Origin of the sequence: Burkholderia savannae, from assembly GCF_001524445.2 — a bacterium.
In the GTDB taxonomy this organism is placed as follows: Bacteria; Pseudomonadota; Gammaproteobacteria; order Burkholderiales; family Burkholderiaceae; genus Burkholderia; species Burkholderia savannae.
The window spans coordinates 337,004-363,410 of the sequence record NZ_CP013419.1; the positions used below are offsets into that span (position 1 = coordinate 337,004).

Here is a 26,407-nt window from a genome sequence, read left to right on the forward strand (position 1 = left end):
TCGACCGCGATCGGCAGGAATGGGGTAATCAGTTACTTGGCGTCATAACCGTTAGCGGCAATTAAGATTGCCGCGATCGGGTGGCGATCCACTCCAGCAGCAAGCTCCTGCTTGGTGTTGAATAACTATCTAACTATCGATCGATCGGATAGAGGCAAGTTTTATATGAGCCTAAACCAGGTGAATGGACGACGAGTTATTGATTCGGTATAAGTGGCCTTGAATTTTGAGGGCTCGCTCTGATGTCAAAGCGACGGGAACGACCGATATGAGATTGCCGCGCCCAGATGCGCGGCACAAGAGACGAGTGGAGGTGTTCCGGCTTCGCAAGGCGGGTCGCACGTACGAGGAAATTGCCCAGTTGAGCGGACTGAGCCGCACGGGCGTGTTCGACATCTGCAAGTGACACGAAAAGCACGGAGTGAAAGCCCTGCACGATGCGCCGGGTGGTTGTCAATCTGGTAAGGGGCGCGTGCTCGATCTGACGCAGGAGTTGCTGGTGCGCCAGATGATCGCGGACCAATTGAAGATGTCCTATCTGCTGGGGCAAGCGCCGCGGCCTGTCGGTGATTTTCACCGCGACAAACAAGGGCGAGATGCGCTGGAAGATCTTCGATGGCGCGCTAGATGCCGATATCCTGATAGACTTCATGCGCAGGCTGATTCGCAACGCTCCGGAGAAGATCTTCCTGATCCTGGACAACTGCGGGTGCATCATGCCAAGCCGGTGAAGGTCTGGCTGGTGGCCAACCGGCGGTGTATCGTGGTCTTCTATCTCCCGAGCTACGGCTCGAAACTCAATCCTGACTAACGGGCCAACGGGAACCTGAAGCGTGCCGTGACCAAGCTCGTACCGGCACGCACCACGCAGCAATTGGTCAAGGCTACCGTCAGTCACCTGCGCAGCGTGCAACGCTGGCCTCAGCGGATTCGCAAATACTTTGAACATGAGCCTATTCGCTATGCGGCTTGATTCAAGCATCATTAATGCCGAATCAATAACCGTTCCGGTTTTCTTCGCATTGCTTCGCCAGTGGCAATTTGCGTCGCACATTCCCCGTAATAATGTGTTGTCGGAAGTGAATTGGACGGCGACGCATGCAGTATATATTTTTCATAACGATTGCCTATCGAAAGGTGCGACCTCAATCATCGCCGGTGAATTTTACGATCGAAATTCGTTAAATCAAGTCGTGACTTAAGCGTAACGAAGGCAGCGAAAACAATCCATGGGATTAATCCCATTTTTGCATAGTCCGTGCCTTATTATTTATATAGGAACTCGTCGATGTACCAGGGCGTTTTCACACTGCCGTAATTTAAGGTTATGCTTCGGAGATGGAAATCTCCGAAGCCCAATTCAAACAGATCGAACATTGCCTGCCGCGACAGCGAGGCAATGTGAGCCTGCCGAACCTGCAAGTGCTCAACGCGCTCCTCTATGTTGCTGAGCACGGATGTAAATGGCGCGGCCTGCCGCCACGCTTCGGTCGCTGGCATACGGTCTACACGCGCATGAATCGTTCGTCTCGCAACGGCGTACTGGACCGAGTGTTCGCGGAGTTGCAGCACGCACAGATTATTCGCGTCCGAATTGAAGCGGTATCGCTGGATAGCACGATCGTGAAGGTTCATCTTGACGGCTGTTGATTGCGGTGTAAAACCGCGCTTAAATGGCAGCGCAATGTTGAGCAATTCGCTCAAGTACGAAGGGGCCCGAAGGCCCCTTTGACGTGATGCGACGGCGACGCCGTTCAGAACGGCGGGTCGGGTTTTCGCGTTCGGATGTCCGATCGTGACGTGCGCTGCTCGCGCAGCTGTTTGTGGAGTTGGGGGCCGTAGAAGTCGGTGATCACGGCGAGCAGGTCCTCGAGCAGTTCATACGCGGCCAGCGCCTGTTCGGGCGTCCAGTCGTCGGGCACGACGAACGGCAGACCGCGCCGGCGCCCTGAGGGCAGCAACGGTGCGCGGCTCATGACGTCGGCCCCTTCTTTGCGGCAGGTTTGCGCGTCTTGCGCTGCCGGGCCCGCGCTTCGTTGCGTTCGCGGGCCTCCTTGAGCCGATACGATTCGCCCTCGATCGAGATCACCTCGGCGCGATGCACGAGACGGTCGTAAGCGCGAATTTAACCCCACCTAGAATCGAAAGCTGAACGAGCGCAGGCTTGCGTCCGCAACTACAACTTGCGGACGCAACCGATGACACAGAACGAAGTTGATTTCCTGCCACTGCGGGTGACCGGCGTGACCGCGACGGGCAAGCGCAGGTTTGCCGCCGAGGGTAAGCGCAAGCTGATTGAAGCCTGCCTGCAGCCGGGCGCGTCAATTGCCGGACTGGCGTTGAAGGCGGGTGTGAACGCGAACCAGCTGCATAAGTGGATTCAATTGCGCGAACGCGCGAATGCTGCTGTGACGGCGTGCGTCGAGCCCTTGCCATCGGCATTCGTGCCGGTCGTTCCGATCAACGAGGTGGCACCGGTGCGCACGAACCCCGAGCCGGTGAACGTACGGCGAACGTCACACAGGTACGAAGCGGCGAAGGCAATGACGCCGGCGCGACTATCAGCGCAGTTGCCCAACGGCGTAACGCTACAGCTCGAATGCGCCGCACACGATGGCGCTCTCGTGAAGGCGATGATCGAAGCGTTGGGGGCACGCTGATGTTCCGCTTCGACGCGGACCTGCAGATCTACCTGCACCGCGAGCCCATCGACTTCCGCGCCGGCATCAACAGCCGTCCGTCATCAGCGTGCCCGCGTAGTCTCCGAGGAACTCCTTCGGGTACTGCTGGCCACGCCCCGGCTGGTACTCAAACAGCACCACCGGCTGCTCGCTATCCTCCGCGCTTCGGTAGACCCACATGTATGACTTGTCCTGCGCGTTTCGGCCGTTCTCCTTCAGGACCTGGACGGTGGTCTCGTCGCCGTGAATCAGCCACTGGCTGAGCAGAATCTTCTTGAGCGCCTTGAACAGGCGCGTGTAGTGAAGCTCGGCGGGGCGGATGATCCAGTTCGCCAGCGTACCGCGGCTGACTGCGATATTCGAGCGTGCGAGCACGTCTTCCATCCGGTACAGCGGCGTGCCGTCGACATACTTGCCGGCCGTGACGGCGGCGATCATCGATGCACTGGCGTGACTACCCGGCAAGGGCTGCGCCGGCATCGGCGCGACCACGATCGGTGTGTGCGTGCCGTGACGCTCGCAGTGCCGACACGCGTACTTGAAACGCGCGTGCTGCAGCACCGAGACCTTGACCTGCATGTGCAACTGTTCGCTGATTTCCTCGCCCATCCGATGCATTGCCTTGCTGCAGCACGGGCAGATCTTCTGGTCTTCGGGCAGGTCGTACTCGATTCGCTCGCGCGGCAGGTCCGCGGGCAGCGGTTTGCGGCCACGCTTGCGCGGTTCAGGCTGGCCGGGTTCCGGCAACCCGGTATCGGGCAACGTCAGCGGCTCGCCGTCGTCCTCCTCGGCCGGCTCAGCGTGGGCTGCCTCTTCGGCCTCGTTGAACACGCGGTCGCGGCGCTTCTCGCTCTTCGGCGCGTACTGTCGGGCCAACGCGAGACGATATTGCTCTTCCAGCGCATCCAGGCGCTTGGTCAATTCGTCGATCCTGGCGTCACGCTCGGCAATGACCTGAGCATCGGCCGCCACCCGCTCCTCCAGCTTGTGGATATAGGCCTTGGCGGTGCGCGGAAGTCGGGGGAGATTGGGAGGGGACATGCGCTCAACGATAGCGAAACGCAGAGCCAAATAGGTTTACGCGAATTTGTAACAGCTAAAGCCGCCGTTGTTTACTGGCAACAGCGGCGATACCCTGCTTCAGTTCGTGTGGCAGTACTGCCGCGCTGGGTGGCGGCGCACGGCGTCGATATCGACGCCGTCGAGCAGCAGGTGAAGCTGCTCGGCCGTCAGTTCGATCACGGCTTGCTGACGGCGGGGCCAAACGAAACGGTCGGCCTCGAGGCGTTTCAATAGGAGCCAGAATCCGGCCCGGTCATACAGCAGAAGCTTCACGCGATCGCGTTTGCGGTTGTGGAACGCGAAGACGGCTCGCGCAAGCGGATCGAGCAGCATCGACTGCTCGACCAGCGCGACGAGGCTGTTGATGCCGGCGCGGAAGTCGATGGGCTCGCGGTGCAGGTAGATCTGCAGGTCCGCGTCGAAGCGGAACATCAGCGTGCCCCCAACGCTTCGATCATCGCCTTCACGAGAGCGCCATCGTGTGCGGCGCATTCGAGCTGTAGCGTTACGCCGTTGGGCAACTGCGCTGATAGTCGCGCCGGCGTCATTGCCTTCGCCGCTTCGTACCTGTGTGACGTTCGCCGTACGTTCACCGGCTCGGGGTTCGTGCGCACCGGTGCCACCTCGTTGATCGGAACGACCGGCACGAATGCCGATGGCAAGGGCTCGACGCACGCCGTCACAGCAGCATTCGCGCGTTCGCGCAATTGAATCCACTTATGCAGCTGGTTCGCGTTCACACCCGCCTTCAACGCCAGTCCGGCAATTGACGCGCCCGGCTGCAGGCAGGCTTCAATCAGCTTGCGCTTACCCTCGGCGGCAAACCTGCGTTTACCCGAAGGAGTTCCTCGGAGACTACGCGGGCACGCTGATGACGGACGGCTGGCCTGCGTGGCGGACGGTCAAATCGGCCACGCACCTCGGATGCCTTGCGCATGGACGCCGGATGTTCACGGATGCGCTCAAGGGGCAGAAGAACAAACCGAGCCCCCGCATCACGAAGGCGCTCGAATTCTTCCAGGCGCTGTACCAGGTCGAGACGCTCGCCAAACAGACGTTGCCCGAAGGCGAGACGCTGGCCGATTACCGGTACCGCTTGCGCCAACAGCACAGCGTGCCGTTGCTAAACGCCTTCAAGAGTTGGCTCGACGAGCTCGCGCCGAAGGTTCTGCCCAAGAGCCTGCTAGGCGAGGCGATCGGCTACTGTCTCCGGCAATGGCCTTACCTGAGTCGCTATGTGGACGATGGCCGGTTTGCAATAGACAACAACGTCATCGAACGCGACATCAGGCCGTTTGCCACGGCGAGAAAGTCGTGGCTCTTCAGCGATACGGTCGACGGCGCGAAAGCGAGCGCGATGGTCTACAGCCTGATGCTCACGTGTCGAGCCTGTGGCGTCGATCCCCATGCCTATCTGCTGCACGTGCTGACCGAATTGCCGCAGCGCGCACCGGATGCCGATATTAGCGACCTGCTACCGTTCAACTTCGCTCGACAGCAAGCCGTTACCGGGTAACTCCGATCGCTACCGCGCTGGGCCGAAGTATTGGTCCCACTGTTCCGAATCGGGATCGAGTCGGCGCACAATCGCGTCGTCTGCCCGCGCGATCAACCGTTCCAGCATCTGGCGCTTCGTTACCGAGTAACGGCGAGCTAACCGCGTCAGAGCAAGATACGCTTCCGTGCTCACCCACATATCCAGACGTCGATCACCGTTGCCGTCCTTGCCTGCCGTCTCGCGCCTTGCCCGATAAGCCGCCTGCCGCTGCGCCGTCGTTTGCGTCATCTCGCATCTCCTTCGTTACCCGGTAACTATCGATTCGAAACATGTTACCCGGTAACACGTCACCTAACGACGTGTGGCGGATTTAGCGCTTACGACCGGATCGCGATGCAGGTAGACCTTCAGCCCTTCGTCGAACCGGAACACGGCAGCCTCCCGAGCATCTGGATCACCGTGGCCAGCTCATCGACGCTCGCCTCGCCAAGATCAAATTCGACACCATTCGACAGGCGCACATGTAACGAGAGCGCCATCGACGACGTGTCCGGTGGCAGTACAGGGGAAACGGCCGGCACTGTCGATGGCGCGGTGACGACAGGAACAAATGCCTGCGCTTCACTCACCGGAACACGACGCGCCGGGCCGGGGATGTCGATCGATACGCCGTCTATCACCAGCGGGTCCGGTCTCGTTGGTGTTTGCAGCGTATGCTGCTGATGGCGCGAAATCCAGCGGCGCAACTGGTTCGGATTGACGTCATGGTCCATGGCCGCCCGGGCGATCGATACCCCCGGCTTCAGGCAAGACTCGACCAGCTCCCGCACGGCATCTTCATCAAATTCCCGCCGGCCATCCCGTCTGCGGCCAACCACCAGTCTGCTTCGAAGGTCCTGTTTCTCTGTCATCACGGTCTGAGTGCATGTGTCCACGCGGACACTTAGCTTCTGACCTTCTGCCATCCATTGGTAGGGCGTCGTTTATTGACGGCTTACACTGAACCGCACATCTCCGTCCGTCAACTCTCGCCGCTACGGTACGAATCTCACGCTTACCCATGACCAACAGGAGGTTCGAATTGTTTGAGTACCGCCAAGTCCTTGTCCGCATGCGGCAAGGCGGCTCCGATCGCAACATCGCGCGCGGCAGCTTGATGGGGCGCAAGAAGCTGACGACCGTGCGCCGCGAGGCTGAAGCGCGTAGTTGGCTGGATCCGGTGCAGCCGCTGCCGGACGACGCTACGATCGCGGGCGTCTTCGGGCGCACGCCGCACCTGCCGCGCACCTGCGCGTCGACGGTTGAGCCATATCGCGAACAGGTCCGCGAATGGCTTGCCGCCAGCGTACAGGGCACCACGATCCATGCCGCCCTTCAATGCAATCATGGCTACGCCGGCAGCTATTGCGCCGTGAAGCGCATGCTGCGCCATCTGGCTGCCGAGCGCGGCGCGGCCACCACCACGGTTCCGTCAGCCGCCCCTCAATTCATGCATGCGCGACTCCAGAAGCTGGTTGACTTCCCCCAATTTGTCGAGCACGCTCATGGCGGCGTTTAACGCTTCCTCGCTGTTCCCTTCGGTCGCCATTCTTTCGGTCATCCGACAGAGATCCTGCGCTTGGGTAGCACCAGCCATTGAAGCTACAGTAATCAGCAGATGAGCGGCCTGGCGAATCGTTTCGAGATCGCATCCTTCGATAGCGGTGCGCAAACGGTCTAACTCAACAGAACTCGTTGACAATGCTGCCTCAAGAACTTCGCACTCCAATATCGGGTCGCCGAGCTGACGAACTGCTAGCCACATTGAATCATGCAACAGTATTTCTTTACCCCTCGTCTCGTTGCACTGTTCTAGCTTGTCCGATGTGCCGCCCCTAGGCGCTAGTGCATCGTACAAAGCAGTAGCTAAGCAATGCAAATCCAACGGTTTGAGATGGCACGCATTCATGCCGCTTTCCCGAGCTAGGTCTAACATGTCGGGTTGAATATTTGCCGTATAACCGACTATGACAGTCACCTCCCGACGATATTCGTTCAATGCTTCGCATTGTCGTATTCTCCGTGCCAGATCGTACCCAGTCAACCCAGGCATATAGCAGTCCGTGATCAACACATCAATTCGTTCGCGCTGCCACACATCAACGGCTTGATCCCCCGATTCGCAGCAGATAGTCTCGAATCCAAGGAATTGCAGCTGACGAGATAGGACAATTCGATTCGCCGAATTGTCATCGACTACGAGTGCTCTTCTGCCGTTAAAATAACCTGCGCCTGACCATTCCTCCACATTGATCTGATCGACCTGGGAATCCCCGTTCTCATCGGCTTGCGACAATGTAAGTGCGACCTGTATCACCGTGCCGAGCCCTTCGTGGCTATCGATTGTCAGTTTCCCTCCCATTAGCTCCACCAATCGATGGCAAATCGATAGACCCAGCCCTGTCCCGCCATAGTTCGATGCAATACTCGCGTCGGCTTGAAAGAAGGGCTCGATTATCTGAGACAGTGATTTTGGCCCAATCCCAATCCCAGTATCGGCCACCTCTATCAGAACGCTTGTCGTTTCGCCGTCGGTTTGCTGAATGCTGACCCGAAGTGTGACGCTACCGCGCTGGGTGAACTTGATGGCATTCGATAGTAAATTACCGATTACCTGCCGAAGTCTGACTGGATCGGCAATGAGCTTCCCAGGAGTCGGAGCTATATTCTCGAATAATGAAATATTATTCTTATGGGCGAGCGGCCTGAAGATGGCTGCAACACTGGAAGCAAGCGCGCAAACGTCAGTGGGCTCATTAAGCAATACAAGCTTTCCTGCCTCAATCTTAGAAAAATCTAAAATCTGGTCGATTATTGACAGCAATGCTCGCGCTGACTCATATGCAGCAGATAGATCCTGGCCGTCAACAAGATTTTGTTCCTTTCTCAACTCCAGCACACCCAGAATTGCATTCATTGGGGTGCGGACTTCATGGCTCATCATTGCGAGAAATTCCGACTTCGCCTGATTGGCGCGTACCGCATTGTCCCTGGCATCCTGTAGCGAGCGCTGCAAATTACCCCGCTCGGTAACATCGGCCCAGCCGCTCAGCAGCCCTGCCAGTTGACCGCGATGACTGTAAAATGGCACGACCCAGAATCGTACATCGATTTGTCGGCCTAATAACTGGAGGCGTTCGTCCGCAAATTTCTGACTTTTTTCGCGGAGGGCTTCATTGAATAGGTCACTTATCCAGCCAGCATTATCCTCGCTAAATACTCCAATTTCACCAATCGTTAGGCCTACCGGTTTTTGATTTTCTCCTGCGACTTCTTTGAACGCTTGGTTGCAATCGCGCAAACGACACTCGAGATCCCATCGCATTACCGGAGCGGGCATGCTGTCCAGTAATGTGGTTTGAAGGGCTATTTGATCTTTCAGGACCGTCTCTGCGCGGCGCCGCCGATTAACGTGGTAAGCGAGGATAATTCCAAAGACTAGAAATATTGAAGCCACCATAGCGACGGCCGTGACGATCAGGTGATAATAGTGGCGTACCCGCCTAAAGGCAGAGCCGGGGAGAATGGCGGTGTGCCAGTTGTCTCGGATGTTGTTAAGTTCAACTTCGCGGGTACCGTGCAAAACTTTGGTTAGCATAGATGCCAGTTCTGGCGAGCTCTTAGGAATGCCAAATCGGATCTGCATCAAGTCGCTGTAATTCAGGGTGTTAATAATGACCAATTTGCGATAAAAATCTTGCTCGATCAGGTAGCGAGCCGATGCCATGTTGACGATTGCGATGTCCGATTTTTTATCATTCAATGAACGCAACGCATTGTATTCGGTCGATAACGATATCAGCGATGCGCCTGCGGACATAAGTTGTGCCGAAATTTTCTTCGGCAAGTCTTCCGGCACGGCTATCGAGCAACCTCGTAGCGCTTCCAGCGTGCAGCGGCCCTGATATGCATTGCGGCCGACGAGTGCGAATCCGCCCCAAAAGTATGGATACGTCGATATATATCCGTCATGTACCATTTGTGCACCGACAAGTGGCTCTATGATTACGATCGACGGATTTAGTGACGGATCGCGTCCATTGACCGGCTTAAACGTCACCCCGATTTGTCGACCGATATAACCCAGCATGTCCACGGTTAGTCCGGACAACCGACCTTCCTGATCGCGAAAGAGAAAAGGCAGCACTTCTCGACTTACATCGTAATAGATGATCGGATGATTAAGACTCCAGCGCCGCTCCTGTTCCGTAAATGAAATCAGTGGATTAAGTGCTACGTAGGTTGGTCGCCCCTCCCATCTGAGACGTATGTCCTCGATGAGATCTGCGTCGGCGAGACTTATTACCCGGTTTGTGAGATTCCGCAGTGGGGCACTGTCTGTCGCAAAAGCAAAGCGAAAGCCAGTGATCGGCGCTGGTACGAGATATCGGATCCGGAGATTCGAAAGCTGTAGTCTATTAATGAGAAATATACATTCAGTGACATTGCCCACAAAGCGATCTGCTCGTCCGAAAGCCACGTCCTTGATGCCTTGTTCGGTGGAGTCGGTAGGCACTATGTTGCTACTGCCGTAGGCTTTCTCCATCCACGTTTTGGAGACCACACTAGGCATGTAGGCGATGCGGTTCTTGCCCGACTCGGAAAGTTCGTAGCTGGAGCTATCGCTTCGCTCGACTACCGCATTACGCGCAGGAAAATAGCTTTCGCTGAGCAGTAATCGACCTTTGTTCGTATTGCGCGCTTTCGCCAAGTAGACCGTCGTAACCATGTCGATCTCACCGTTACGCAGTCCCTTGAACATTTCACTTTGATTTGCGTATTCGTGAAGATCTATTCCGGAACCTGTCGTGCTGCGGAGCATATCTAGATAATCAGCTGTGATGCCGACGTACCATCGACCAGAATCCACTAAATCGAAAGGCACCATGCCATTTGGAACAATTCCCACTCGAATGCGCTGACCATGCTGTCTCAGCCAAGTCGCTTGATCGCCAGAGGGCTTGATTGCGGGTAGCGAACGCTCGAGATGAACGAGCTCAAGATGGGGTGCTGCATGCGCTGTACGAGTGAACAGTCCGCATATCAGGATAACAGCGGCAAAATAGGCCAACAGATGCCTAAACCATCGGCCTTGAAATCTCGTGAACACGATCTCCAAATCTCCCATGGCGAGTAGGGCTAAGATGACGAGAGGCGTTGTTGAATAGATCGAGCGGAAGGACGAAGTAGCCGCCATGTTCGCGATCTCAGGCAATGCGAACGGGTTGCGGGCATGCGAGGTCCGCCATGCGGTTCAGCACACCCACGCGGATAGCGACCTCGCTCGTCTGCGAGTCGGTGCGCCGTGCCCACACGCGGTTACCGGTGAGCATCTTCAGGTGATACATCGCATTCTCCAAGGGGGGCTATGTGTTTCGTCAAGCGGTAGAGACTGACTTGGGTTGGTAAATGGTGCCGTCGCGCAGCATGGCGAACAGGACGTCACAGCGTCGCCGCGCCAGCGCGATGAGCGCTTGGTTGCGGCGCTTGCCCTGCTGGATCTTGCGCGCGTAATGCGCCCGCGAGACGGGGTTTCGTAAGATTGCGAAGGCGGAGAAGAGCAAGGCGCGCTTAAGCACCTTGTTGCGACGTCTGGATGGATGTTCACCTCGGATGGACGAGCCTGAGCGCCGGGTGACTGGGGCAAGGCCAGCGTAGGCCGCCAAGTGTGCAGCCGATGCGAAGGCTTTCTGGGCGACTTCGGTCAGGAGTCTGGCGGCAGTCCTGACGCCGACTTCCGGCATGCTGGCCAGGACCGGCCAAAGAGGGTGAGCAAGCACCAGCCGCTCAACATCGGTAGCGATTTCGTCACGCTGCTTGCGCAAGGCGGCGAGTTGCTGGGCCAGGCGGGGCATGACGATGGTGGCAGCCTGCGTGTCGAGCACGATCACGGCTTGCTCGTTCAGCGTTTGAACGATTTCGGCCGCCAGGTTTTTGCCCATGCGCGGTGCGAGCTTGGTCAGACGGTTGGCGAGCGTCTTCTTGCCGGCAGCAGCAAGCGCAGCGGGCGACGGATAGCGCTCAAGCAAATCGAGCACTGCCGGATGGTCGAGCCGCAGTCCGAGAACTCGCTCGGGCGCCGGGTGGATCTGGGTAAGCAGGCCGCGAATGCGGTTGCTGGTTTGTGTGACTTGGGCGGCGAGATCGTCATCGAAGCCGCACAGCATGGTGAGTTCGGCGAGTTGCTCGTCAGCCAGTCGAAGCGAGCGCAGCGTATGTGGCATCGAGCGTTCGGCTTCGGCAATGATCGCGGCCTCGCGGGCATCGGTCTTGGCTTCACCTGCATGCAGATCGGCGATGCAGCGCATGGCCAGTCCCGGCAGATAGGCGACGAGTATGCCTTCAGCGCTAGCGACGGCCACTGGAAGCGCTCCGATAGTGGAGGGCTGATCGACGACGAACGGCAGTCGAACGTGAGTCTTGAGCTCGGCGATGAGGGCTCGCAGCTTGACCTTGTCGTTGGGCAGTGCCTTGTTGTACCGACGCCTGCCGCTCCGATCGAGTGTGACGGCGTGATTCCGGCCTTTACCGACATCGACGCCGACGAAGACATCGACGGCATCACGTTGTTGTGTGTATTGCATCGCAGTTTGTGCAAAGTGAACGGATTGGCCTGCAACAACGGTGGCAAGTCTCGGCATCCACGTTACGGACGGCGACGGGATATCCCGCCCCCCCCAATCAGCGATCACAGCCGCCCACCAGGCCCGGATAATGATTGCGACTGGGGCGGGAATCATGCCGGGCCTAGCTGGCCAAAACCCCGAATTATCGGGGCGTGAAGATAGTAATGGGATGGTAGCCGCCGCCCTTCTTCTATTCGCGGTGGCCGACTCGGGCGATCGCATCGACCGCATCGTTGCGCCACGTCTTGCTCGCGGGCAAATGAGCGGCGCCTTCGCTCGACGGAACCGGGGGCGCTGCGCGCGGCAATGGCGGCATTTGGAGCCATAGGCCCCATCAACGACGATGACATCAAGTTGCTCGTCGTCCGGGATTTGGTCGAGTAGTTCGGCTAGGACGTTGCCCTCTGCAACGTCCTGGTGCGTCATCGGCGCGGCACGCACCTGGGCGGTGCTCGAGTCGAGCGCGGGATGCACCTCGCGCCACGCGCGACGCTTCGAATAGCCATGCTGGCGCACCTTCCATTCGCCATCACTGTAGACCTTCACGCCCGTGCTGTCGACCATCAGATGGATCGGTTCGCCGTCATGGACGATCGGCAGTTGGACCTCAAGCGCTTGCACGCGGCGACACAGCGTTGTGTAGTTGAGCATAGGAAAGGTGGCGCAGGCTGTGTGCGAAGCCTTGCTGCGCGCACAGCGGCGGGCGCAACAAGATCTTGAGGCCCAGCAACGCCTGGATCAGTCCGTTGCTGTTGAGGCGCGGGTGCCCACACTTCGACTTGGCGCCGGGCGTGCGCGGAGGTGCGACTTCATCGATCCACATCGTGGCGTTACCTCGGTTGATTAGGCTGGCGTTTCAGGTCGCCCGGCCCTGACGTGGTAGCGCGGCTTCGGCCGCGATCTTGCTGCTGTCCCTGCGCATCTTCTCGGCAAAATCGAGAATCTATGCAGGAGTCCGAATTGCTAACAGGTACACCTAGGCTGTTGTTGTGCGTAAACGTTAACGCCGCTAACACGCTTCGTAGCTGACGGATTTATGCAAGGCGGCTTGCTGCATGCGGGCTCTGAACTTGCCGGGTGATTCCTATCCAATTTATGGCTGCATCGGGATGCAAAAAATCCATTGAGCAATCGACCCTATATGATATGATTGGCCGACGCAAACGCCGCCAAATCAACCAGATTGGAAATGCCAAGCTTGACAATTATCTTCGACTTGTGCGTGCTGACTGTCTTGTGACTGATATTGAGGATCGCCGCAATTTCCTGATTGGAGTGCCCCCTCGCAAGATAGCGAAGAACGGAGACTTCCCTGGTCGATAACCTCGCCATCGCAGGCGGTCCCACGACTGATCCATGCGCGTGGGCGTCTGGAAAACAGTTGAAACCAGACAGAGTGGCCTGGATCGCGCTTAGCAAGCGCGATGTCCCTTCTGTCTTCGGTACATAGCCGTTCCCTCCCGTTTGCTGCACGCTCATTGATGCAACACCGGCAGGTTGCCCAGACACTACAAGTACGCGCGTGTAGGTGTCCGTTTTCCGGATCCGTGCGAGCAGATCGAGCCCATTCAGATTTGGAATGTCCAGATCGATGATTACCAAGTCGGGGGCGCAACGCTTGTATTCATGCCATGCGCTCGTGCCATCACTGCATGTCGCGACAACCTCTAGCATCGGATTCTTTGACAATATCGCCCTCAAGGCCAATATGAAGGCTGGGTGATCATCGACCAACATCACTTTTTTGATGGGTTCCATTCTGCTTAGCCTTCGATTTTGTTGGGCAACTACATAATTAATCTTGATGGGATAATCGCAAACGATATTTCATTGTATTTATTTATCGATGAGATGAATTTCGTTCGACGAGCGAACAAGGTCGTGCGATATTTTAATGCTGCACACAATGTCGTTGTGTGTCAATGCAATTGAGTTGATTTAGTGAGCAGTTTCACCTTCGCGACGCATACTTGCAATGACAGATTGCTTTCATTTCGGGCGAGTTCGAATCAAAGCTGTTCCACATCAAAAGATCAGTCTTTCTTGGTTGACACATCTGATCAGTTCTGCAAAGCTGCTCCGCAGCTTTGTCACGTTGACGGAGCACACTCGCCAAGCCGACATCCACCGGTAACCGAGGCGCGGAACCTCCTGCGCGGCCGCAATCGGTCGCTCGCCCAGGTTCCGATCCTTTTCCGGTTGTTTGAGCATATAGATTGCTATCCGGCGACTCGGTCCGAGATAGCGACATACGTTGCGATAGCCCTCGCTGAGACGGGCTTCCAGCGTTTTGCGCCGGCCCGTTGGAGTGCTCATTTTTTTCGGCTAAATTCTTACAGTCCGTCGATGACACGCCTGGATCAGCTGCCAGCCATCGAAACGCCGATCCATCAGATACGGTGCCATGGGCAGGCTATGTGTCGAGTTCGTTGTGATGCGATGCAGTCGCTTGCAGACCGGACGCGGCCCTGACGCTGCAAACTACGCCGAACGCGTTCAGCGTTTACCGGTCGACCCTGGACTCGCCATTGCCGCAAGATGTGCGCACGGCCATAGCTGCCCGACTCGGCCGGTGGATAGCAGCCAATTCGGCGTCCAGGGCCGCGTTGGCTTGCGCTCTGGTGCTGGGTGGGCGAACGCGCCACTGGCAATGTCCGCTGCGAGAAAAACTCAGAATCTGGCATAACCGGATGACGTTGTACTGGTCGCGGCGCTCGTCAGCGCGAATTCCGAAAAATATTACAATGCATTTAATGCACTGGACGCTGCGAGCAACGTCATCAGTAATCATCTTACATATTTAAAAAAATATCGTTAATCGGCCCTGAACAATTCACTTTGAACGACGACGGCGTTACGCGCCGCGCGTCATCATCAGGTTCCCGCCAATGACGCGCGCCAGAATCAGAGCGCAAAGAAGCCGCAGCTTCCTGAGGATCATCCGCAGGTTATGGCCGGCGCCGCACAGCACCGCATGAATCGCGTCGCCCAGCGCCCCTTTGAACCAGTTCCGATCGAGCTTGCCGTCGGCCTTCATGTGGCCGATGGCCGGCTCAATGGCTCTACGGCGCCGGATCATGGCGCGCAGGCCGCGTGTAATGCCGCGCCGCAAACCCGGGTGATAGACCTGCACGCCATCGACGGCGACGCCCTTGTAGCCACGATCGACCACGGCAATTTCCGGTTGAACGTCGCTCAGGATCGCTGCCTGTTCCAAGGCTTCGGCCAGCGTGTGTCCGTCGTACGGATTGCCCTGAACCTGCTCGCCGGCGCCCGGGCCGTCCTCGAAGGAGCCCATCCGATCACGTCGCCGGCTGATCACCGTCCGAACAGTGTGGGGAATTTTACTTCGACACTTCTGGGGAAATTACGTCCGACGTTGACACGCCGTTCGCGCGCCGCCAATTTGGTCAATGCCGCGCACGACGGGATCGAACCCTTCCTAGGGATAAACCAGTTATCATTTGTCCAACACAATCAGAGGAAGAAATATGGAAACTTACAAAGAGCTTAAAGCTCAAATGGACGCCTTAGCGGAGAAAACTGAAGCCGCCCGCGTAGCGGAGTTCCAAGCCGTCGTCGACGACATCCGTGCCAAGGTCGCGGAGTACGGCATCACCGAGAAGGACATCTTCAGCGCCCGCCGCAGCCGGTTGACAAGGCAAGTGAAGGCGCCGGTAGAAGCAAAGTATCGCGACCCTAAGAGTGGTGCAACTTGGTCGGGCCGTGGGCGTGCGCCAGCATGGATCAAAGATGCAAAGAATAGGAATCGATTCCTGATTCAGGAGTAACGCAACTAGAGGTGGCCTCACTCGTTCGGACAGTTTTCTGAGATTTTTAAGTGGAACGTCCGAGGCAATCATGCTGCCGATTTGATCGCAGGCAGCGTCGCGAAGTATGCCTCATCCGGCGTCCGATCCGCCAGGCTCGAATGGGGCCGTTTTCGGTTGTACAGCTCGATGTAGTCGCCGATGGAGCGCCGGGCATGGCTGACCGACTCGTAAGCTCGCAGGTAAACCTCTTCGTACTTGACGCTGCGCCACACGCGTTCGACGAACACGTTGTCGCGCCAGGCCCCTTTACCGTCCATCGACAGCCGCACGCCTCGACCCAGTACGGCCTCGGTGAACGCGCCCGCCGTGAACTGGCTGCCCTGATCGGTGTTCACAATGTCCGGCAGCCCGTAGCGCGCGAACGCTTCCTCGAGCGCCTCGACGGCGTGCACTGCTTCCAGCGTGATCGCCACCCGGTGCGAGAGCACCTTGCGACTTGACCAATCCACTACTGCCGTCAGGTACACGAAGCCTCGCGCCATCGGAATGTATGTCGTGTCCAGTGCCCACGCCTGATTGGCCCGGGCGATTTTCATGCCGCGCAGCAGGTACGGCCAGATCTTGTGCTGCGCATTGCGTCGGCTCGTGTTCGGCTTGCAGTACAGCGCTTCCACGCCCATGCGTTTCATCAGCGTGCGCACGCGGCGGCGGCCGACCTCATAGCCTTCCCGGCGCAACAGACGCGCCAGCATCCGCGCTCCGGCAAACGGAAACTCCATGTGCAGTTCGTCGATCCGCCGCATCAGCAACTGGTCCGCCTCGCTCACTGGCTGCGCCCGGTAATACGCGCTCGATCTCGCGATGCCAACCAGTCGCGTCTGTCGCGAAACCGGCAGCGCATGCGTACGGTCAATCATCGCTTTGCGCTCAGCAGTCCGGCTTTGCCGAGCGCTCCTGACAAAAAATCGTTCTCCAGCGTCAACTGTCCGATTTTCGCGTGCAGCGTTTTCACGTCCACCGGCGGCTCGTTCGACGGTGGAGCGGCCGCGCCGAACACATCCGCCGCACGCTCCTGCAGTTGCCGCTTCCACTCCGTGATCTGGTTCGGGTGCACATCGAACTGCTGCGCCAGTTCGGCCAGCGTGCGCTCGCCCTTGACCGCCGCCAGGGCCACTTTCGCTTTGAACGCCGCTGAGTGCGTCCGTCGGGTTCTCTTCGTCATCTTTCCGGTTCCTTTGCCTGCATTATCGCTGGCTCAGGCCCCGGGCATTCCACTTACCCGACTGTCCGAATTTGCGCGGCCACCTCTGTTTGCTCCGAAATGCCCACGTGCCGAATCAGCTCCGCTACCGGCATCCCTGCTTCCGCCTGTTTCAACACCGCCACAATCTGCTCGACACTGAAGCGCTTGCGTTTCATCGTACGGCTCCTTTCTTACTGGAAACTTCCGCCTAAAACTCGCTTACATGATGGCACTGTTTGCTGGGGGCCGCTCACTGAGGGGGCGCTTTCTTTTTTCCTGCCACTTGCACGTTATACGCCAATGGCGTATAGTTACCCTATGTACACGATCATCGAAGCTCCGACATTCATCCGCACCGCTGAACGCATCTGGCGCGATAGCGAGCGGGAAGAATTCATCGTCTGGCTCGCGAACAACCCGCTTGCCGGCGATGTGATCCCCGGCACTGGTGGATTGCGTAAAGTCCGATGGGGCCGTAGCGGCTCCGGTAAACGCGGCGGCGCTCGGGCCATCTACTACAACGTGCTCGATAACGGCGTGATCTGGTTGATCGTCGCATACGCCAAGGCGGAATACGATAATCTGCCGACACATATCCTCAACCAACTTCGTGAGGTAATCGACAATGGATAAGGATCGCGAACAATTCCATGCGGACCTGCTACAAGGGGTCCGCGAAATGAAGGCCGGCCATGCCGGCCGCGTGACGCGCGTGGAGCCGACGGAGGCATCCGTCGCGCGCGCCAAGGTCGACATGTCGCAATCCGAATTCGCCAGCCTGCTCGGCGTTTCGGTGCGCACCTACCAGCAGTGGGAACAGGGCCGCCGCAACCCGACCGGCGCGGCGAAAACGCTGCTGCGCGTTGCCGTGCAACACCCCGAGGCGCTGAAAGACCTTCAGCCGGCTGCCTGAGTCAGTCGAGCGCGGATTTCACGAGCACGGCGAGGCGCAAATATTCGCCGACCCACTTCGGAAATTTGCCGCTGCTGCCCCATCGAGATACGGTTGTCGGATCAGGTGTCACGGGGCGGCGCTATGGAGCCCATGCGGGGTCGGCGTAATGGCGCCACAGTAGGGGCGGCGCATAGGCGCCAGCAGCATCGGGGCGAGAACGCGGTTCGAACATCAGGGCCAAGGCGGCGCGAAAATTCGGCCAGCGACCAGCCGAGCACACTAAGCGAGCGGGAGAAGTCTTGTGCTTTCATATTCGCAATATTAGCTGGATGCCGATGCGGCCCGCTGCTAGTTCACCGCATCATTGAATTGGCACCGGCCGAATCTGGTGCGAAGGATCGTCGTACTTCCACTTAATCGGCTTCGGGTTTTTGTTGTGCTCGCTGATATAGCGCATCAGTTTGCGGTCCAGGTCCTTCACCGAAGTAAAGATGCCGCGCGCGATCACATCGCGCTGAATGCGCGAGAACCAGTTCTCCACCTGGTTGAGCCATGACGAGTAGGTCGGCGTGACGTGTAGGTGCACGTTGCGATGCGCGTCGAGGAAGCCGGTAGACGGCGACCCGCTGCGTCTTATGGCTGCTGACGTTGTCGCAAATCACATGAATTTCCCGTCGTTTGGGCTGGCTGGATATGACGTCGGTGAGGAAGGCCACGAACTGTTCGCTGGTGTGGCGCGCCGCCGTCTTGCCCAGCACCTCGCCGGTGGCAGTATTGAACGCCGCGAACAGGCTAAGCGTGCCGTTACGCTTGTATTCGAAGCCATGGCTCTCAGCGCGCCCCGGCGACAGTGGCAACATCCGGTCCCTGCGGTCGAGCGCCTGGATCGCGGTCTTCTCATCCACGCAGAACACCACGGCGTGCGCCGGCGGGTTCAGGTACAGCCCGATCACGTCGGCGGCTTTGGCCTCGAAGTCCGGGTCGTTGGAGACCATGTGCCGTTCCAACTGCTGCGGCTTGATGCCGTGCTTGCGCCAGATGCGCTGCACGGTCGAAACCGACACGTCGCCGAGTTCTGCAGCCAGCTTGTAGCTGCTCCAGTGTGTCGAGCCGTCGGCGGGTTTGTGCTTGAGGGGGCGGTTGAGCACCCTCGCTTCCAGTCTGGCGGGCGGATGAGTGGGCGCGCGCCCGGGATGCCGCGCGTACATGCCGGCCAGCCGTTCGCTGAGGAAGCGTGCCGACCAGCGCGCGATGAAGCGCGAGTCGCAGCCGAGTGTGCGCATGATGCTGTCGCGCGATTCACCGTCCTCGAGCATCAGGATCAACTTCGCGCGCCGCATGTCCGCCCCACCGGCAAAGATAATCGTCGTCAGACCGGCCAAGATAATTGTCGCCGTCTAGGCGGCGTTGACTGCCAGCACCAGCCTGTCGTTCGAGGAGCGCTTCGCATGGTCGTCGAACGCGAACTCGCTTGGCGCGATACCCGGCGGCTCGAACGGCTGCTGAAGTCTGCAAAACTCAAGAATCCCCAAGCTTGCATCGAGGACATCGAGTACCGGCAGAGCCGCGGTATCGACAAAAGCATCGTTGCCACCCTCGCTGGTTGCGACTGGATCCGCAATGCACAGAACCTCATCCTGACGGGGCCGACCGGCGCAGGCAAGACGTGGATCGCCTGCGCGTTTGGTCAGCAGGCCTGCCGACAGGGCTTCTCCGTAATGTACGTCCGCGTTGCCCGGCTGTTCGAGGAATTGAAGATCGCCCACGGCGACGGCAGCTTCACGCGGCGGCTCGCGCAGCTCGCCAAGATGGACGTCCTGCTGCTCGACGACTGGGGGCTGCAGGATCTCGATCAGGGTGCCCGAAACGATTTGCTCGAAGTGCTCGACGATCGCGTCGGCACGCGCTCCACGATCATTACCAGCCAACTGCCACTGGAACACTGGCACGCCTGGTTGCAGGATCCGACGCTCGCCGACGCGATCCTCGACCGGCTCGTCCATCAGGCCCACAAGCTGCCGCTGAAGGGCGAATCGATGCGAAAGACCAACGCCAAGCAGTCCTCCGCATCCTGACCGTGATCACCTTCGTTATAATCCATTGAGCGCGCAACACCACCTTCCACACTGATCACGTTCGCCGAAACGCCTGATCACCATCACCGAAATCCGCACCCAACCGCTGCGAACGCACGCGCACGCCCATCCGCGATCCGCATAGAGGGGCGACGCGAGCCGTAGTAGTTCGGACACTTTCCTGATCCGCGGCCACGGAGCGGCGAAGCCGTCCGCATCGCCAAGCTCGGCTTCGGCAGTCGGTGCGTCGGCGACCGGTCGATCGTGGAATCTGTTCCGGAAACGCGAAAGCTCGACGAGCGTCGCCCCCCTGCTGCAATACTCGGTCAGCTTCGCCGGTTGGACAATCCGGCGCCTGTAGAATGCTCATGGATGTCAATGCGTGCCTCGCCCGTTTTACGACCGCTTTCCTTATAGGTTATCTAACCACTCGTGGATTGGATTCCAGCCGCAGCCAAAGCTGAAACACGCGTCGGCCAAAAAACGTCAGCCGTCGTCCAACCTTGGGACCGAACACATCGAATCGATGCGTGCCATACGGCCGCGCATCGGTCGCCGCTCTTCGGAACCGTTGTGAACGCGTCGCGCCCTCCATGCAAGCATGCACACGTTTTACTACAAGAATGGCCCCAGACGAATTGGAGAAACCGCGAGGGTCAGGCGGAGCATTGTCATAAAAACTACAAAACACGTATTAAACGATACAAATTGACGTCATGAGCGGTTTGCGATGGGAAAGCCCGTCTTCAGGAAGCTTTTGTCCGCTGAAAGACACGGCTCATCCTTTGATTTCGTGAAACATCGTCGAGGTAACTGACGAATATCCAGTCAAAACAAACCGTTATGCGGATGTCTTTTTATTTTAGGATGTTCCACGGGTTGCGTGCTGCCGAGCCCGTCAAGCACGTGAGATTTCCAACATTTCCTTCCGCATGACGGGATTTCCGACTTTCCCTTCCGAAACCTGAGAGGCAAATCTTGAACGCGGAACCCCGGCCGCCCACTTCTCAAACGGATCAGCACCGCCGAGCCGGTACAAGTTTTACTTCATCGGACGGCTCCGCGCCGAGTGACAACACCCGCAACCAAGCGCAAGTCGCGCACGCGCCAGGCGCGACGCGAGGCGGCCGCCCTGCGCCGGATCGGCCTTCAACATCTCGCCTTCTTTCGCGGCTACTTGGAAGGATTGGCTCTCGCCGAGCCAGCCGATCAGTACCTCGAATTCGGTCGCGACGCACGCAAAGCCGCCGCAACGTGCAGCTGGCTGGTGACCTCGTTTGTCGTCGCGGCCCGCAAGCGCCAGGACTTTGCGACCGTCCGGCTGCTCGCGATCCGGCCAGCCGCGCCGTCGCTGGAGGACTTTGCCGCCCAGCACGATCCAGACGGCTTCTATACAGCAAAGGAGCTGCGCGAGCTGTTCGCCGCACAGCAAACGGGCGCGGACGCCGGCTCCGGCGCGACCTTGCGTCGACAGCAGCGCAACGCCCGCCTGCGTGCCCGGCAAATGGCCGCCCTCGACGCGCTCTCGCGCCTCGTCGTCGAGGATCCGAAGCCCGACCATCACGTACTCGGCTGGTTCGACACCGCCGTCGCGCTGCGCCTGTCCGACGTCGGACTCACTACGATCGGTAAGTTAGTCGAGACCATCAACTCGGTCGGCTACCGCTGGTATCGGCGCCTCCCGCGCCCCGGTGAAGTCGGCGCCCGGCGCATTACCGCCTGGCTCGCCCACTACGAGGATGTCGCCGGCCTGCGGCTGACCGCCGGCGCGATAACACACCCGTCCGAGCGCACGCTATCGCGCCCGACGCTCACGGCGGGGCCCGTCACCGCGATCGTGCCACTCGAGCGCTTTTTGCTGCCGCCCGAGCTCGACGGGTCACGGGGCGCGCATCGCAATCTGCTGAAGAACAACAGCCGCGCCAACAACGACCGCGAGGCAATCGAGTTCTGGCTCGCGGACTACGAGAATCCCCACACCCGGGCACGCTACCGCACCGAAGCTGAACGGCTACTGTTATGGGCGATCTTCGTGAAGCGCAAGCCACAGTCGAGCCTCGACACGGACGATGCGCGCGACTACATCAACGGCTTCCTGGTCGATCCGCAGCCTGCAGCCCAATGGGTGACGGCCGGCACCGCACCCCGGGACGCCCTCGAATGGCGTCCTTTCCGCGGCCCGCTGTCGGTCAAGAGCCGTCAGGGCGCGTTGTCCGCGACCAAGAAATTCTTCGCCGAATTGGTCGATGCGCAGTATCTGGATGGACCACAACGCGTTCGCGAAAATCCGCGTGTTCAGCGGATACACGCACGATTCCGCCGGCAACGAACGGCGTGTTGCCGCGAAGTCCCGCCTGCAAATCGAGCGCGGCCTGACCACGGACGCCTGGCGCTTCGCCATGCATGTACTCGACACAATGCCCGACACAGTCGCCGCGGCCCGAACGCGCTTCGTCCTCGGTTTTGCGTATAGCACGGGCCTTCGCCGAGCCGAGTTGTGCGGCGCCTTCACAGACGATGTACAGGAGCGCTACGCCGGTCCTGAACTGGGGACCATTCGACTGTTACGGGTCGTGGGCAAGCACGCGAAAGAGCGGTTCGTACCGTTGGTGCCGGCGATGCTGAAGTTGTTGGGCGACTACTTGGAATCCCGCGGGCTCCCGCGCGATCCCCTCGCCTGCCCGGCGGCGACCCCGCTGATACCGGCGCTTCTGTCCAACGCAGAGGTCGGCCAAATCCGTCGGGCCGCGAACGCAAGCGAATCCGATACTGAAGCGGAGCTCGCGAATCGGGCGCGCCAGACTGGGCCGATCCATCCGCATCAGCTCTACAAGACGATCAAGCAGTTTTTCGCGACGGCGACCGCCGCAGCGCTGGGTGAGGACTCGCCGCATGCGCGGGCCTTCAGTACGGCCAGTCCGCACTGGCTGCGACACACGTTCGTGTCACATGCGCTTGCCAATGGGATGAGCCTTGAGAGTGCGCGCAATTTCGCGGGCCACGACTCCCTCGACACCACGTCAATCTACGCCACGGCGGAACTTGGCCGACAGTACCAGGAAGCAGAGACCTTCCTAAGATTGGCTACAAAGCAACGCAACGGACTGTGATCTAGATGTGCCGTGCCACTGGCACCCAGATGGCCGCCTGAACAGACTGCTGCGTGAAACTGCGGCGACCCAAACCGTGTTCACTTGAAGCGCTAACCAGGGTTAAGCGGCTCAGTGGCCTGAAGGCCAAGCTGACTGACAAATTCTCCCAGATTAAGTCCGGGATTCCTGAGCCTATACCTCCAAACTCCCAGATAATCTTCGACTTCAATCTTGCCGACTTGATATCTCCCAGATAATCCTGGACTTCGAGATATCAGCTACGCGTCGCGCTCGGCGAAAAGTACTAAAGGTCAGTGTATAAGGCTTGCCGGCCTGAGGGGCTCGCGGGGGCGTGCCCGTGTAGCGTCAACATTTGGACCGGGCAATTGTGTCCCAAGTTGGGACACCTGGGACAGGATGTGGACCCACCCACCACTGTCCCAACTTGGGACAGTGGGACATCGACTGGTATCGCTTCACAAACCGCAACAAAAAAGCCCGCATCTAGCGGGCTCATGGCAGTGGGCTTAGCCCGTAGTGCCGAATAGCTCGGCAAGCAGGTTTCGAATTCGCTCCTCCTGCTGAACGTCCAACATCCCCGGCTTGATCTTAACCGTGAAGCCACTGGAATCCTTGGTGATCGATCCAGCCTGATTCTTGCCCGCAAAAATCTTCTCGATGCTCCTGTCGCGAACCGAGGCCGGTTTGCCCCCACTTTCTACAGCCAATTTGATATTCCGACCAAACCTCGTCTGGTCCAATTCGCCGGATACAACATCGGCCCAATGGGTCCTCGCGGCAGCAATGGCGACATCGCCATGCTTTTTCAAGACTGATACGACGGTCTCTGCGGCCGTCGCACCTAAAAGGTTGGGCTGCAGGTCGAGATCCTTGATGATGAAATCTGGAAGATCCGCAAACGACAAGAGCCGATACAAATCCGATCGAGCCATACCAAGCGCCGATGCCATCTGGCTCCGGTTCGGAAACTCCTTCTCAGTCTGCCGAATCGACAAGGAGATCTCGTAGTCACTCAAGCCATCACGAACGATGTTCTCGGCCAACGCAAGCATGGCCATGTCTTGGTCTGAGATCTCGACCTGGACGACCCGAATCGACTCCTTCCCAATGAGCCGGTGAGCACGCCATCGCCGTTCGCCCGCAACGATCTCGTATCCATCCGAAACAGGACGGACAACAATCGGCTGAATAAGCCCGCTAGCACGAATGCTCGATGCGAGCTCATTCAATTTTCCTTCATTGAAAACTCGACGCGGTTGCCATGGGTTCGGGCGAATATCTGCAACCCGCACTTCAGTTGGTGCGGACGCGGCCGCAGCCTTCTCCAACTCAGCAATTCGCTCCTGCGCGCTGGCGAGCGCGCTTGCCATTCCAGGCCCAGTCCGTGGAGCCGTTGGCTTCCGATCCGGATTCAGGTCAATGTCTTTTGCGGAACGCAGCTCCGCGGTTTTGGCCATCATTTTTTCGCGGATACTGCTCATTTCCTCTTCCTCCATTCCTCAACGTACGAGTCGTCAATCCAACGACAGTAGTCCATCAGCGGCTGTCGAACTCTCGCAACCGTCTTGGCTACACTGTCCGATCGACTAAGATCGAACACAGTAGAGAATGCCAGCGCCCCGTTACTCATCACCGAACTCGCCGGAATCTCCGTTGTGTGCAACCAGTCACCGTACGCGCGCTGCGCCCACGACCGTACAACCGGAGCAGACGAAGTTACACCGTAGTCGACCTTCGAGAGCACAACGGAGACGAAGTCATATGTCTTCTCGACCTCATGTGCGGCAAATCCTTGTGCAACGTCCGCGAACAGCGACCAGAAAGATACCGACGAAATAAAATCAAGGCTCTCTGGAACCAGAGGCATCACCATCGAGTCCGCTGCCATTAACCCGTTCAAGGTCATGTACGACAGCGACGGAGCCGTATCGAGAACAATGTAGTCGTAGTGCTTCCGTAGGGGCTCGAGGCCTTGACGAAGGACCGACCAGAATTGATAGTTCGGCTTCGACTTTTGCATTGCCGGAAGGAAGTACTCCGCGTGATGCAGAAAGTTATGCGCCGGAATAAGGTCAATGCCATCCCAGTAAGTCGACTGGATAACTGCCCCGAGCCCGCCCTCGACGTTCTGGTCGAAGATGTACGGAAGAACGGTATCGTCTTCCGTTACATCTTTTTCAGCGTAAAGGCCGCAGAGCTCCGAAAGGGAGGCCTGAGGATCTAGATCGATCACCAGCACCTTTCGGCCACGAAGACTCAAACCTTGTGCGATGCACATCGTCATCGTAGTCTTGGTAGACCCTCCCTTAAAGTTTGCGATGGTCAGAACTTTCCCTTCATGATCCCGAGTCCCGGTTACGAGGGGCGTCTGGTAAATGTCCGATACCTGTTGGACCCAGGTTCGAACCTCGGCGAGCGAGAAGAGCCTGGTACGTCCTGTCCCATTAGCAACGCCCGGCGGCAATGTTCCACCTTCCTTCGAAGCTTCATAGTGGACCTTTGCGCGATCGATACCGCATAGTTCCGCCAGTTCAGAAGTCGTGAAAACCGGCGCAGTTTTCCGCGGCCGGGGTGCAAGAATCTGATCCCGCAGCTCATTGGTCATAACAGCCAATCGATCGGCAAACTCACCGAGCTTTGGAAGATTCACACGTCGGTCAATCTCAGGCAGCTCACTCAATTTCATTGTGTCTAGAACCTCCGCGACAAACGCCAAGAGAATGTTTCTACGGTTTTGATGTGCATTCTCACAAAACCGTAGAATACGCGGCGCCTCCAGCAATAGCCAGCGAATTCGTACCCGAGTACGACAAAGAAGCTGAGGCGACCTCAGCCCGAATACACGCCGACTTCGCGCCTGCTCCCATCTAGCCGACCTCCCGACGTACCAATAGGACCAAGCGGTCCGATTTCAATTGAGCTTTTGACCTTCGGCGGTTGCACAAAACACCTCACCTTTGAGAAAAAGCTACGTGCCCAAATCACACGCTTCCGGCAGAGCTACACAAAAAACCTCACCTTTCGCAGCATAGATCCAACACAGTTTTGCCCTCAACGGAACGAGAATTGCGTCCGCCACGAGTCTGGAACCCCAATTTTCGACCCGGCGTCAGCACCTCTTGGCAGGTTTGGCCCTAATTCCCTGCAGACGCTAGCAGCATCCTGTGGTCTGTTTTTATTTAAAACATAAACCAACCAACAACCAACAGGACGAAGCAAGTCTTTTAAAAACAATGGCTTAATAGCCGAAAGGTGAGACGAAATGTGCTGGAGGTGCTGTGAATTGGTCCGAAAGGTGAGATCTTTTCTCCACAAAGGTGAGGTAAAACGGCGTCCAAGGTGAGGTGTTTGGGCGGAAAGGTGAGGTAATTTGTCGCCGAAGGTGAGGAAGCTTGTGCCGGT

18 protein-coding genes and 13 pseudogenes are annotated in these 26,407 nt (G+C 58.3%); 11 read left to right on the plus strand and 20 right to left on the minus strand.

Going from position 1 to position 26,407, the window contains the following annotated elements:
- Positions 1 to 268: 268 nt before the first annotated feature.
- A pseudogene (locus tag WS78_RS35245) lies at positions 269 to 973 on the plus strand (transposase).
- A gap of 365 nt (positions 974 to 1,338) precedes the next feature.
- Positions 1,339 to 1,644 (plus strand): annotated as a pseudogene (locus WS78_RS35250) (transposase); the annotation flags it as partial.
- A 110-nt stretch (positions 1,645 to 1,754) separates the two neighbouring features.
- On the opposite strand, the gene WS78_RS35255 reads toward WS78_RS35250, so the two are convergent.
- Both WS78_RS35255 and WS78_RS35260 read right to left on the minus strand, forming a co-directional pair.
- The gene (locus WS78_RS35255; protein WP_059584108.1) at positions 1,755 to 1,976 is read right to left on the minus strand and encodes a hypothetical protein; all 222 of its coding nucleotides are present in this window, start codon (positions 1,974 to 1,976) and stop codon (positions 1,755 to 1,757) included.
- A pseudogene (locus WS78_RS35260) lies at positions 1,973 to 2,113 on the minus strand (AAA family ATPase); the annotation flags it as partial. The gene WS78_RS35255 and the pseudogene WS78_RS35260, both read right to left, overlap by 4 nt.
- A gap of 85 nt (positions 2,114 to 2,198) precedes the next feature.
- Between WS78_RS35260 and tnpA (WS78_RS35265) the strand changes: the two are divergent.
- On the plus strand, positions 2,199 to 2,660 hold the full coding sequence (gene tnpA, locus WS78_RS35265; protein WP_085701565.1) for an IS66-like element accessory protein TnpA: 462 nt from the start codon (positions 2,199 to 2,201) through the stop codon (positions 2,658 to 2,660).
- A gap of 72 nt (positions 2,661 to 2,732) precedes the next feature.
- Here tnpA (WS78_RS35265) and tnpC (WS78_RS35270) read toward each other — a convergent pair.
- The 3 genes and pseudogenes from tnpC (WS78_RS35270) to tnpA (WS78_RS37405) form a co-directional block, all read right to left on the minus strand.
- A pseudogene (gene tnpC / locus WS78_RS35270) lies at positions 2,733 to 3,722 on the minus strand (IS66 family transposase); the annotation flags it as partial.
- 99 nt (positions 3,723 to 3,821) lie between these two features.
- Positions 3,822 to 4,175, minus strand: a complete 354-nt coding sequence (gene tnpB, locus WS78_RS37400) for an IS66 family insertion sequence element accessory protein TnpB (RefSeq protein WP_059580646.1) — start codon at positions 4,173 to 4,175, stop codon at positions 3,822 to 3,824.
- Entirely contained in the window at positions 4,175 to 4,543 is a 369-nt protein-coding gene (tnpA, locus tag WS78_RS37405; protein WP_156444294.1) for an IS66-like element accessory protein TnpA, read from the minus strand. The genes tnpB and tnpA (WS78_RS37405) overlap by 1 nt, the downstream gene beginning before the upstream one ends.
- 29 nt (positions 4,544 to 4,572) lie before the next feature.
- Here tnpA (WS78_RS37405) and tnpC (WS78_RS35285) point away from each other — a divergent pair.
- Positions 4,573 to 5,259, plus strand: a pseudogene (gene tnpC, locus WS78_RS35285) (IS66 family transposase); the annotation flags it as partial.
- Between the two features lie 9 nt (positions 5,260 to 5,268).
- Here tnpC (WS78_RS35285) and WS78_RS35290 read toward each other — a convergent pair.
- Together WS78_RS35290 and WS78_RS35295 are read right to left on the minus strand one after the other, a co-directional pair.
- Complete coding sequence (locus WS78_RS35290) at positions 5,269 to 5,529, minus strand: hypothetical protein (RefSeq protein WP_045598729.1); 261 nt, start codon at positions 5,527 to 5,529, stop codon at positions 5,269 to 5,271.
- Positions 5,530 to 5,648: 119 nt separating this feature from the next.
- Positions 5,649 to 6,152, minus strand: a complete 504-nt coding sequence (locus tag WS78_RS35295) for a transposase (protein ID WP_063891769.1) — start codon at positions 6,150 to 6,152, stop codon at positions 5,649 to 5,651.
- Positions 6,153 to 6,301: 149 nt separating this feature from the next.
- Here WS78_RS35295 and WS78_RS37410 point away from each other — a divergent pair, with 149 nt between their 5' ends.
- A complete protein-coding gene (locus WS78_RS37410; protein WP_197419460.1) occupies positions 6,302 to 6,799 on the plus strand; it encodes a hypothetical protein in 498 nt (165 codons plus the stop codon).
- Here WS78_RS37410 and WS78_RS35305 read toward each other — a convergent pair.
- From WS78_RS35305 to WS78_RS35335, 8 genes and pseudogenes are all read right to left on the minus strand, one after another.
- Positions 6,713 to 10,477: an ATP-binding protein gene (locus WS78_RS35305; protein ID WP_082721454.1), complete on the minus strand. Its 3,765-nt coding sequence runs from the start codon at positions 10,475 to 10,477 to the stop codon at positions 6,713 to 6,715. The two genes, WS78_RS37410 and WS78_RS35305, sit on opposite strands and share 87 nt — an antisense overlap.
- Positions 10,478 to 10,487: 10 nt before the next feature.
- Positions 10,488 to 10,637: pseudogene (locus WS78_RS36895) on the minus strand (IS5/IS1182 family transposase); the annotation flags it as partial.
- A gap of 21 nt (positions 10,638 to 10,658) precedes the next feature.
- Positions 10,659 to 11,864 (minus strand): IS110 family RNA-guided transposase, encoded by a 1,206-nt coding sequence (locus WS78_RS37955; protein ID WP_226377344.1) that lies wholly within the window; start codon positions 11,862 to 11,864, stop codon positions 10,659 to 10,661.
- 417 nt (positions 11,865 to 12,281) lie between these two features.
- Positions 12,282 to 12,729: pseudogene (locus tag WS78_RS38500) on the minus strand (transposase); the annotation flags it as partial.
- A gap of 314 nt (positions 12,730 to 13,043) precedes the next feature.
- The gene (locus WS78_RS35320) at positions 13,044 to 13,664 is read right to left on the minus strand and encodes a response regulator transcription factor (RefSeq protein ID WP_059579902.1); all 621 of its coding nucleotides are present in this window, start codon (positions 13,662 to 13,664) and stop codon (positions 13,044 to 13,046) included.
- 354 nt (positions 13,665 to 14,018) lie between these two features.
- Positions 14,019 to 14,228: pseudogene (locus WS78_RS37965) on the minus strand (IS3-like element ISBcen23 family transposase); the annotation flags it as partial.
- 30 nt (positions 14,229 to 14,258) lie between these two features.
- Positions 14,259 to 14,625 (minus strand): annotated as a pseudogene (locus tag WS78_RS35330) (IS3-like element ISBvi3 family transposase); the annotation flags it as partial.
- Positions 14,626 to 14,760: 135 nt separating this feature from the next.
- Positions 14,761 to 15,159, minus strand: a pseudogene (locus WS78_RS35335) (IS5/IS1182 family transposase); the annotation flags it as partial.
- Between the two features lie 238 nt (positions 15,160 to 15,397).
- On the opposite strand from WS78_RS35335, the gene WS78_RS35340 reads away from it, so the two are divergent.
- The gene (locus WS78_RS35340; RefSeq protein WP_059579910.1) at positions 15,398 to 15,697 is read left to right on the plus strand and encodes an H-NS histone family protein; all 300 of its coding nucleotides are present in this window, start codon (positions 15,398 to 15,400) and stop codon (positions 15,695 to 15,697) included.
- A 68-nt stretch (positions 15,698 to 15,765) separates the two neighbouring features.
- Here the strand turns inward: WS78_RS35340 and WS78_RS35345 are convergent.
- Positions 15,766 to 16,901 (minus strand): IS3 family transposase gene (locus tag WS78_RS35345; protein ID WP_394335868.1). Its coding sequence is split into 2 segments (ribosomal slippage): positions 15,766 to 16,646 and positions 16,646 to 16,901, totalling 1,137 coding nucleotides; the frame shifts between segments, so codons are not numbered across the junction.
- An 86-nt stretch (positions 16,902 to 16,987) separates the two neighbouring features.
- Positions 16,988 to 17,098 (minus strand): annotated as a pseudogene (locus WS78_RS35350) (transposase); the annotation flags it as partial.
- Between the two features lie 142 nt (positions 17,099 to 17,240).
- Here WS78_RS35350 and WS78_RS35355 point away from each other — a divergent pair.
- Together WS78_RS35355 and WS78_RS35360 are read left to right on the plus strand one after the other, a co-directional pair.
- Positions 17,241 to 17,555, plus strand: coding sequence for a hypothetical protein (locus tag WS78_RS35355; RefSeq protein WP_059584088.1), 315 nt, complete (start codon positions 17,241 to 17,243; stop codon positions 17,553 to 17,555).
- The gene (locus WS78_RS35360; protein WP_059584076.1) at positions 17,548 to 17,835 is read left to right on the plus strand and encodes a helix-turn-helix domain-containing protein; all 288 of its coding nucleotides are present in this window, start codon (positions 17,548 to 17,550) and stop codon (positions 17,833 to 17,835) included. The genes WS78_RS35355 and WS78_RS35360 overlap by 8 nt, the downstream gene beginning before the upstream one ends.
- Before the next feature lie 343 nt (positions 17,836 to 18,178).
- On the opposite strand, the pseudogene WS78_RS35365 reads toward WS78_RS35360, so the two are convergent.
- Positions 18,179 to 19,163: pseudogene (locus WS78_RS35365) on the minus strand (IS630 family transposase); the annotation flags it as partial.
- 55 nt (positions 19,164 to 19,218) lie between these two features.
- On the opposite strand from WS78_RS35365, the pseudogene istB reads away from it, so the two are divergent.
- The 3 genes and pseudogenes from istB to WS78_RS37970 all read left to right on the plus strand — a co-directional run.
- Positions 19,219 to 19,892 (plus strand): annotated as a pseudogene (gene istB, locus WS78_RS35370) (IS21-like element ISBmu3 family helper ATPase IstB); the annotation flags it as partial.
- Positions 19,893 to 20,961: 1,069 nt separating this feature from the next.
- Positions 20,962 to 22,365, plus strand: coding sequence for a phage integrase family protein (locus WS78_RS35375; RefSeq protein ID WP_226377345.1), 1,404 nt, complete (start codon positions 20,962 to 20,964; stop codon positions 22,363 to 22,365).
- Positions 22,310 to 23,002 (plus strand): tyrosine-type recombinase/integrase, encoded by a 693-nt coding sequence (locus WS78_RS37970; protein ID WP_226377364.1) that lies wholly within the window; start codon positions 22,310 to 22,312, stop codon positions 23,000 to 23,002. The genes WS78_RS35375 and WS78_RS37970 overlap by 56 nt, the downstream gene beginning before the upstream one ends.
- A gap of 509 nt (positions 23,003 to 23,511) precedes the next feature.
- Here WS78_RS37970 and WS78_RS35380 read toward each other — a convergent pair.
- Together WS78_RS35380 and WS78_RS35385 are read right to left on the minus strand one after the other, a co-directional pair.
- Complete coding sequence (locus WS78_RS35380) at positions 23,512 to 24,486, minus strand: ParB/RepB/Spo0J family partition protein (protein WP_059584085.1); 975 nt, start codon at positions 24,484 to 24,486, stop codon at positions 23,512 to 23,514.
- Positions 24,483 to 25,691, minus strand: a complete 1,209-nt coding sequence (locus WS78_RS35385; RefSeq protein WP_059584082.1) for an AAA family ATPase — start codon at positions 25,689 to 25,691, stop codon at positions 24,483 to 24,485. The genes WS78_RS35380 and WS78_RS35385 overlap by 4 nt, the downstream gene beginning before the upstream one ends.
- Positions 25,692 to 26,407 lie beyond the last annotated feature (716 nt).

Excerpts from the sequence above, each read along its gene's own strand:
- WS78_RS35360 (WP_059584076.1), top strand. The coding sequence starts at position 17,548 with ATGGATAAGGATCGCGAACAATTCCATGCGGACCTGCTACAAGGGGTC.
- WS78_RS37410 (WP_197419460.1), top strand. The coding sequence starts at position 6,302 with ATGACCAACAGGAGGTTCGAATTGTTTGAGTACCGCCAAGTCCTTGTC.
- WS78_RS35380 (WP_059584085.1), bottom strand. The coding sequence starts at position 24,486 with ATGAGCAGTATCCGCGAAAAAATGATGGCCAAAACCGCGGAGCTGCGT.
- WS78_RS37970 (WP_226377364.1), top strand. The coding sequence starts at position 22,310 with ATGCCCGACACAGTCGCCGCGGCCCGAACGCGCTTCGTCCTCGGTTTT.
- WS78_RS35305 (WP_082721454.1), bottom strand. The coding sequence starts at position 10,477 with ATGGCGGCTACTTCGTCCTTCCGCTCGATCTATTCAACAACGCCTCTC.
- WS78_RS35320 (WP_059579902.1), bottom strand. The coding sequence starts at position 13,664 with ATGGAACCCATCAAAAAAGTGATGTTGGTCGATGATCACCCAGCCTTC.
- WS78_RS35290 (WP_045598729.1), bottom strand. The coding sequence starts at position 5,529 with ATGACGCAAACGACGGCGCAGCGGCAGGCGGCTTATCGGGCAAGGCGC.
- WS78_RS35385 (WP_059584082.1), bottom strand. The coding sequence starts at position 25,691 with ATGAAATTGAGTGAGCTGCCTGAGATTGACCGACGTGTGAATCTTCCA.
- tnpA (WP_085701565.1), top strand. The coding sequence starts at position 2,199 with ATGACACAGAACGAAGTTGATTTCCTGCCACTGCGGGTGACCGGCGTG.
- WS78_RS37955 (WP_226377344.1), bottom strand. The coding sequence starts at position 11,864 with ATGCAATACACACAACAACGTGATGCCGTCGATGTCTTCGTCGGCGTC.
- WS78_RS35355 (WP_059584088.1), top strand. The coding sequence starts at position 17,241 with ATGTACACGATCATCGAAGCTCCGACATTCATCCGCACCGCTGAACGC.
- tnpB (WP_059580646.1), bottom strand. The coding sequence starts at position 4,175 with ATGTTCCGCTTCGACGCGGACCTGCAGATCTACCTGCACCGCGAGCCC.
- WS78_RS35255 (WP_059584108.1), bottom strand. The coding sequence starts at position 1,976 with ATGAGCCGCGCACCGTTGCTGCCCTCAGGGCGCCGGCGCGGTCTGCCG.
- WS78_RS35295 (WP_063891769.1), bottom strand. The coding sequence starts at position 6,152 with ATGACAGAGAAACAGGACCTTCGAAGCAGACTGGTGGTTGGCCGCAGA.
- WS78_RS35340 (WP_059579910.1), top strand. The coding sequence starts at position 15,398 with ATGGAAACTTACAAAGAGCTTAAAGCTCAAATGGACGCCTTAGCGGAG.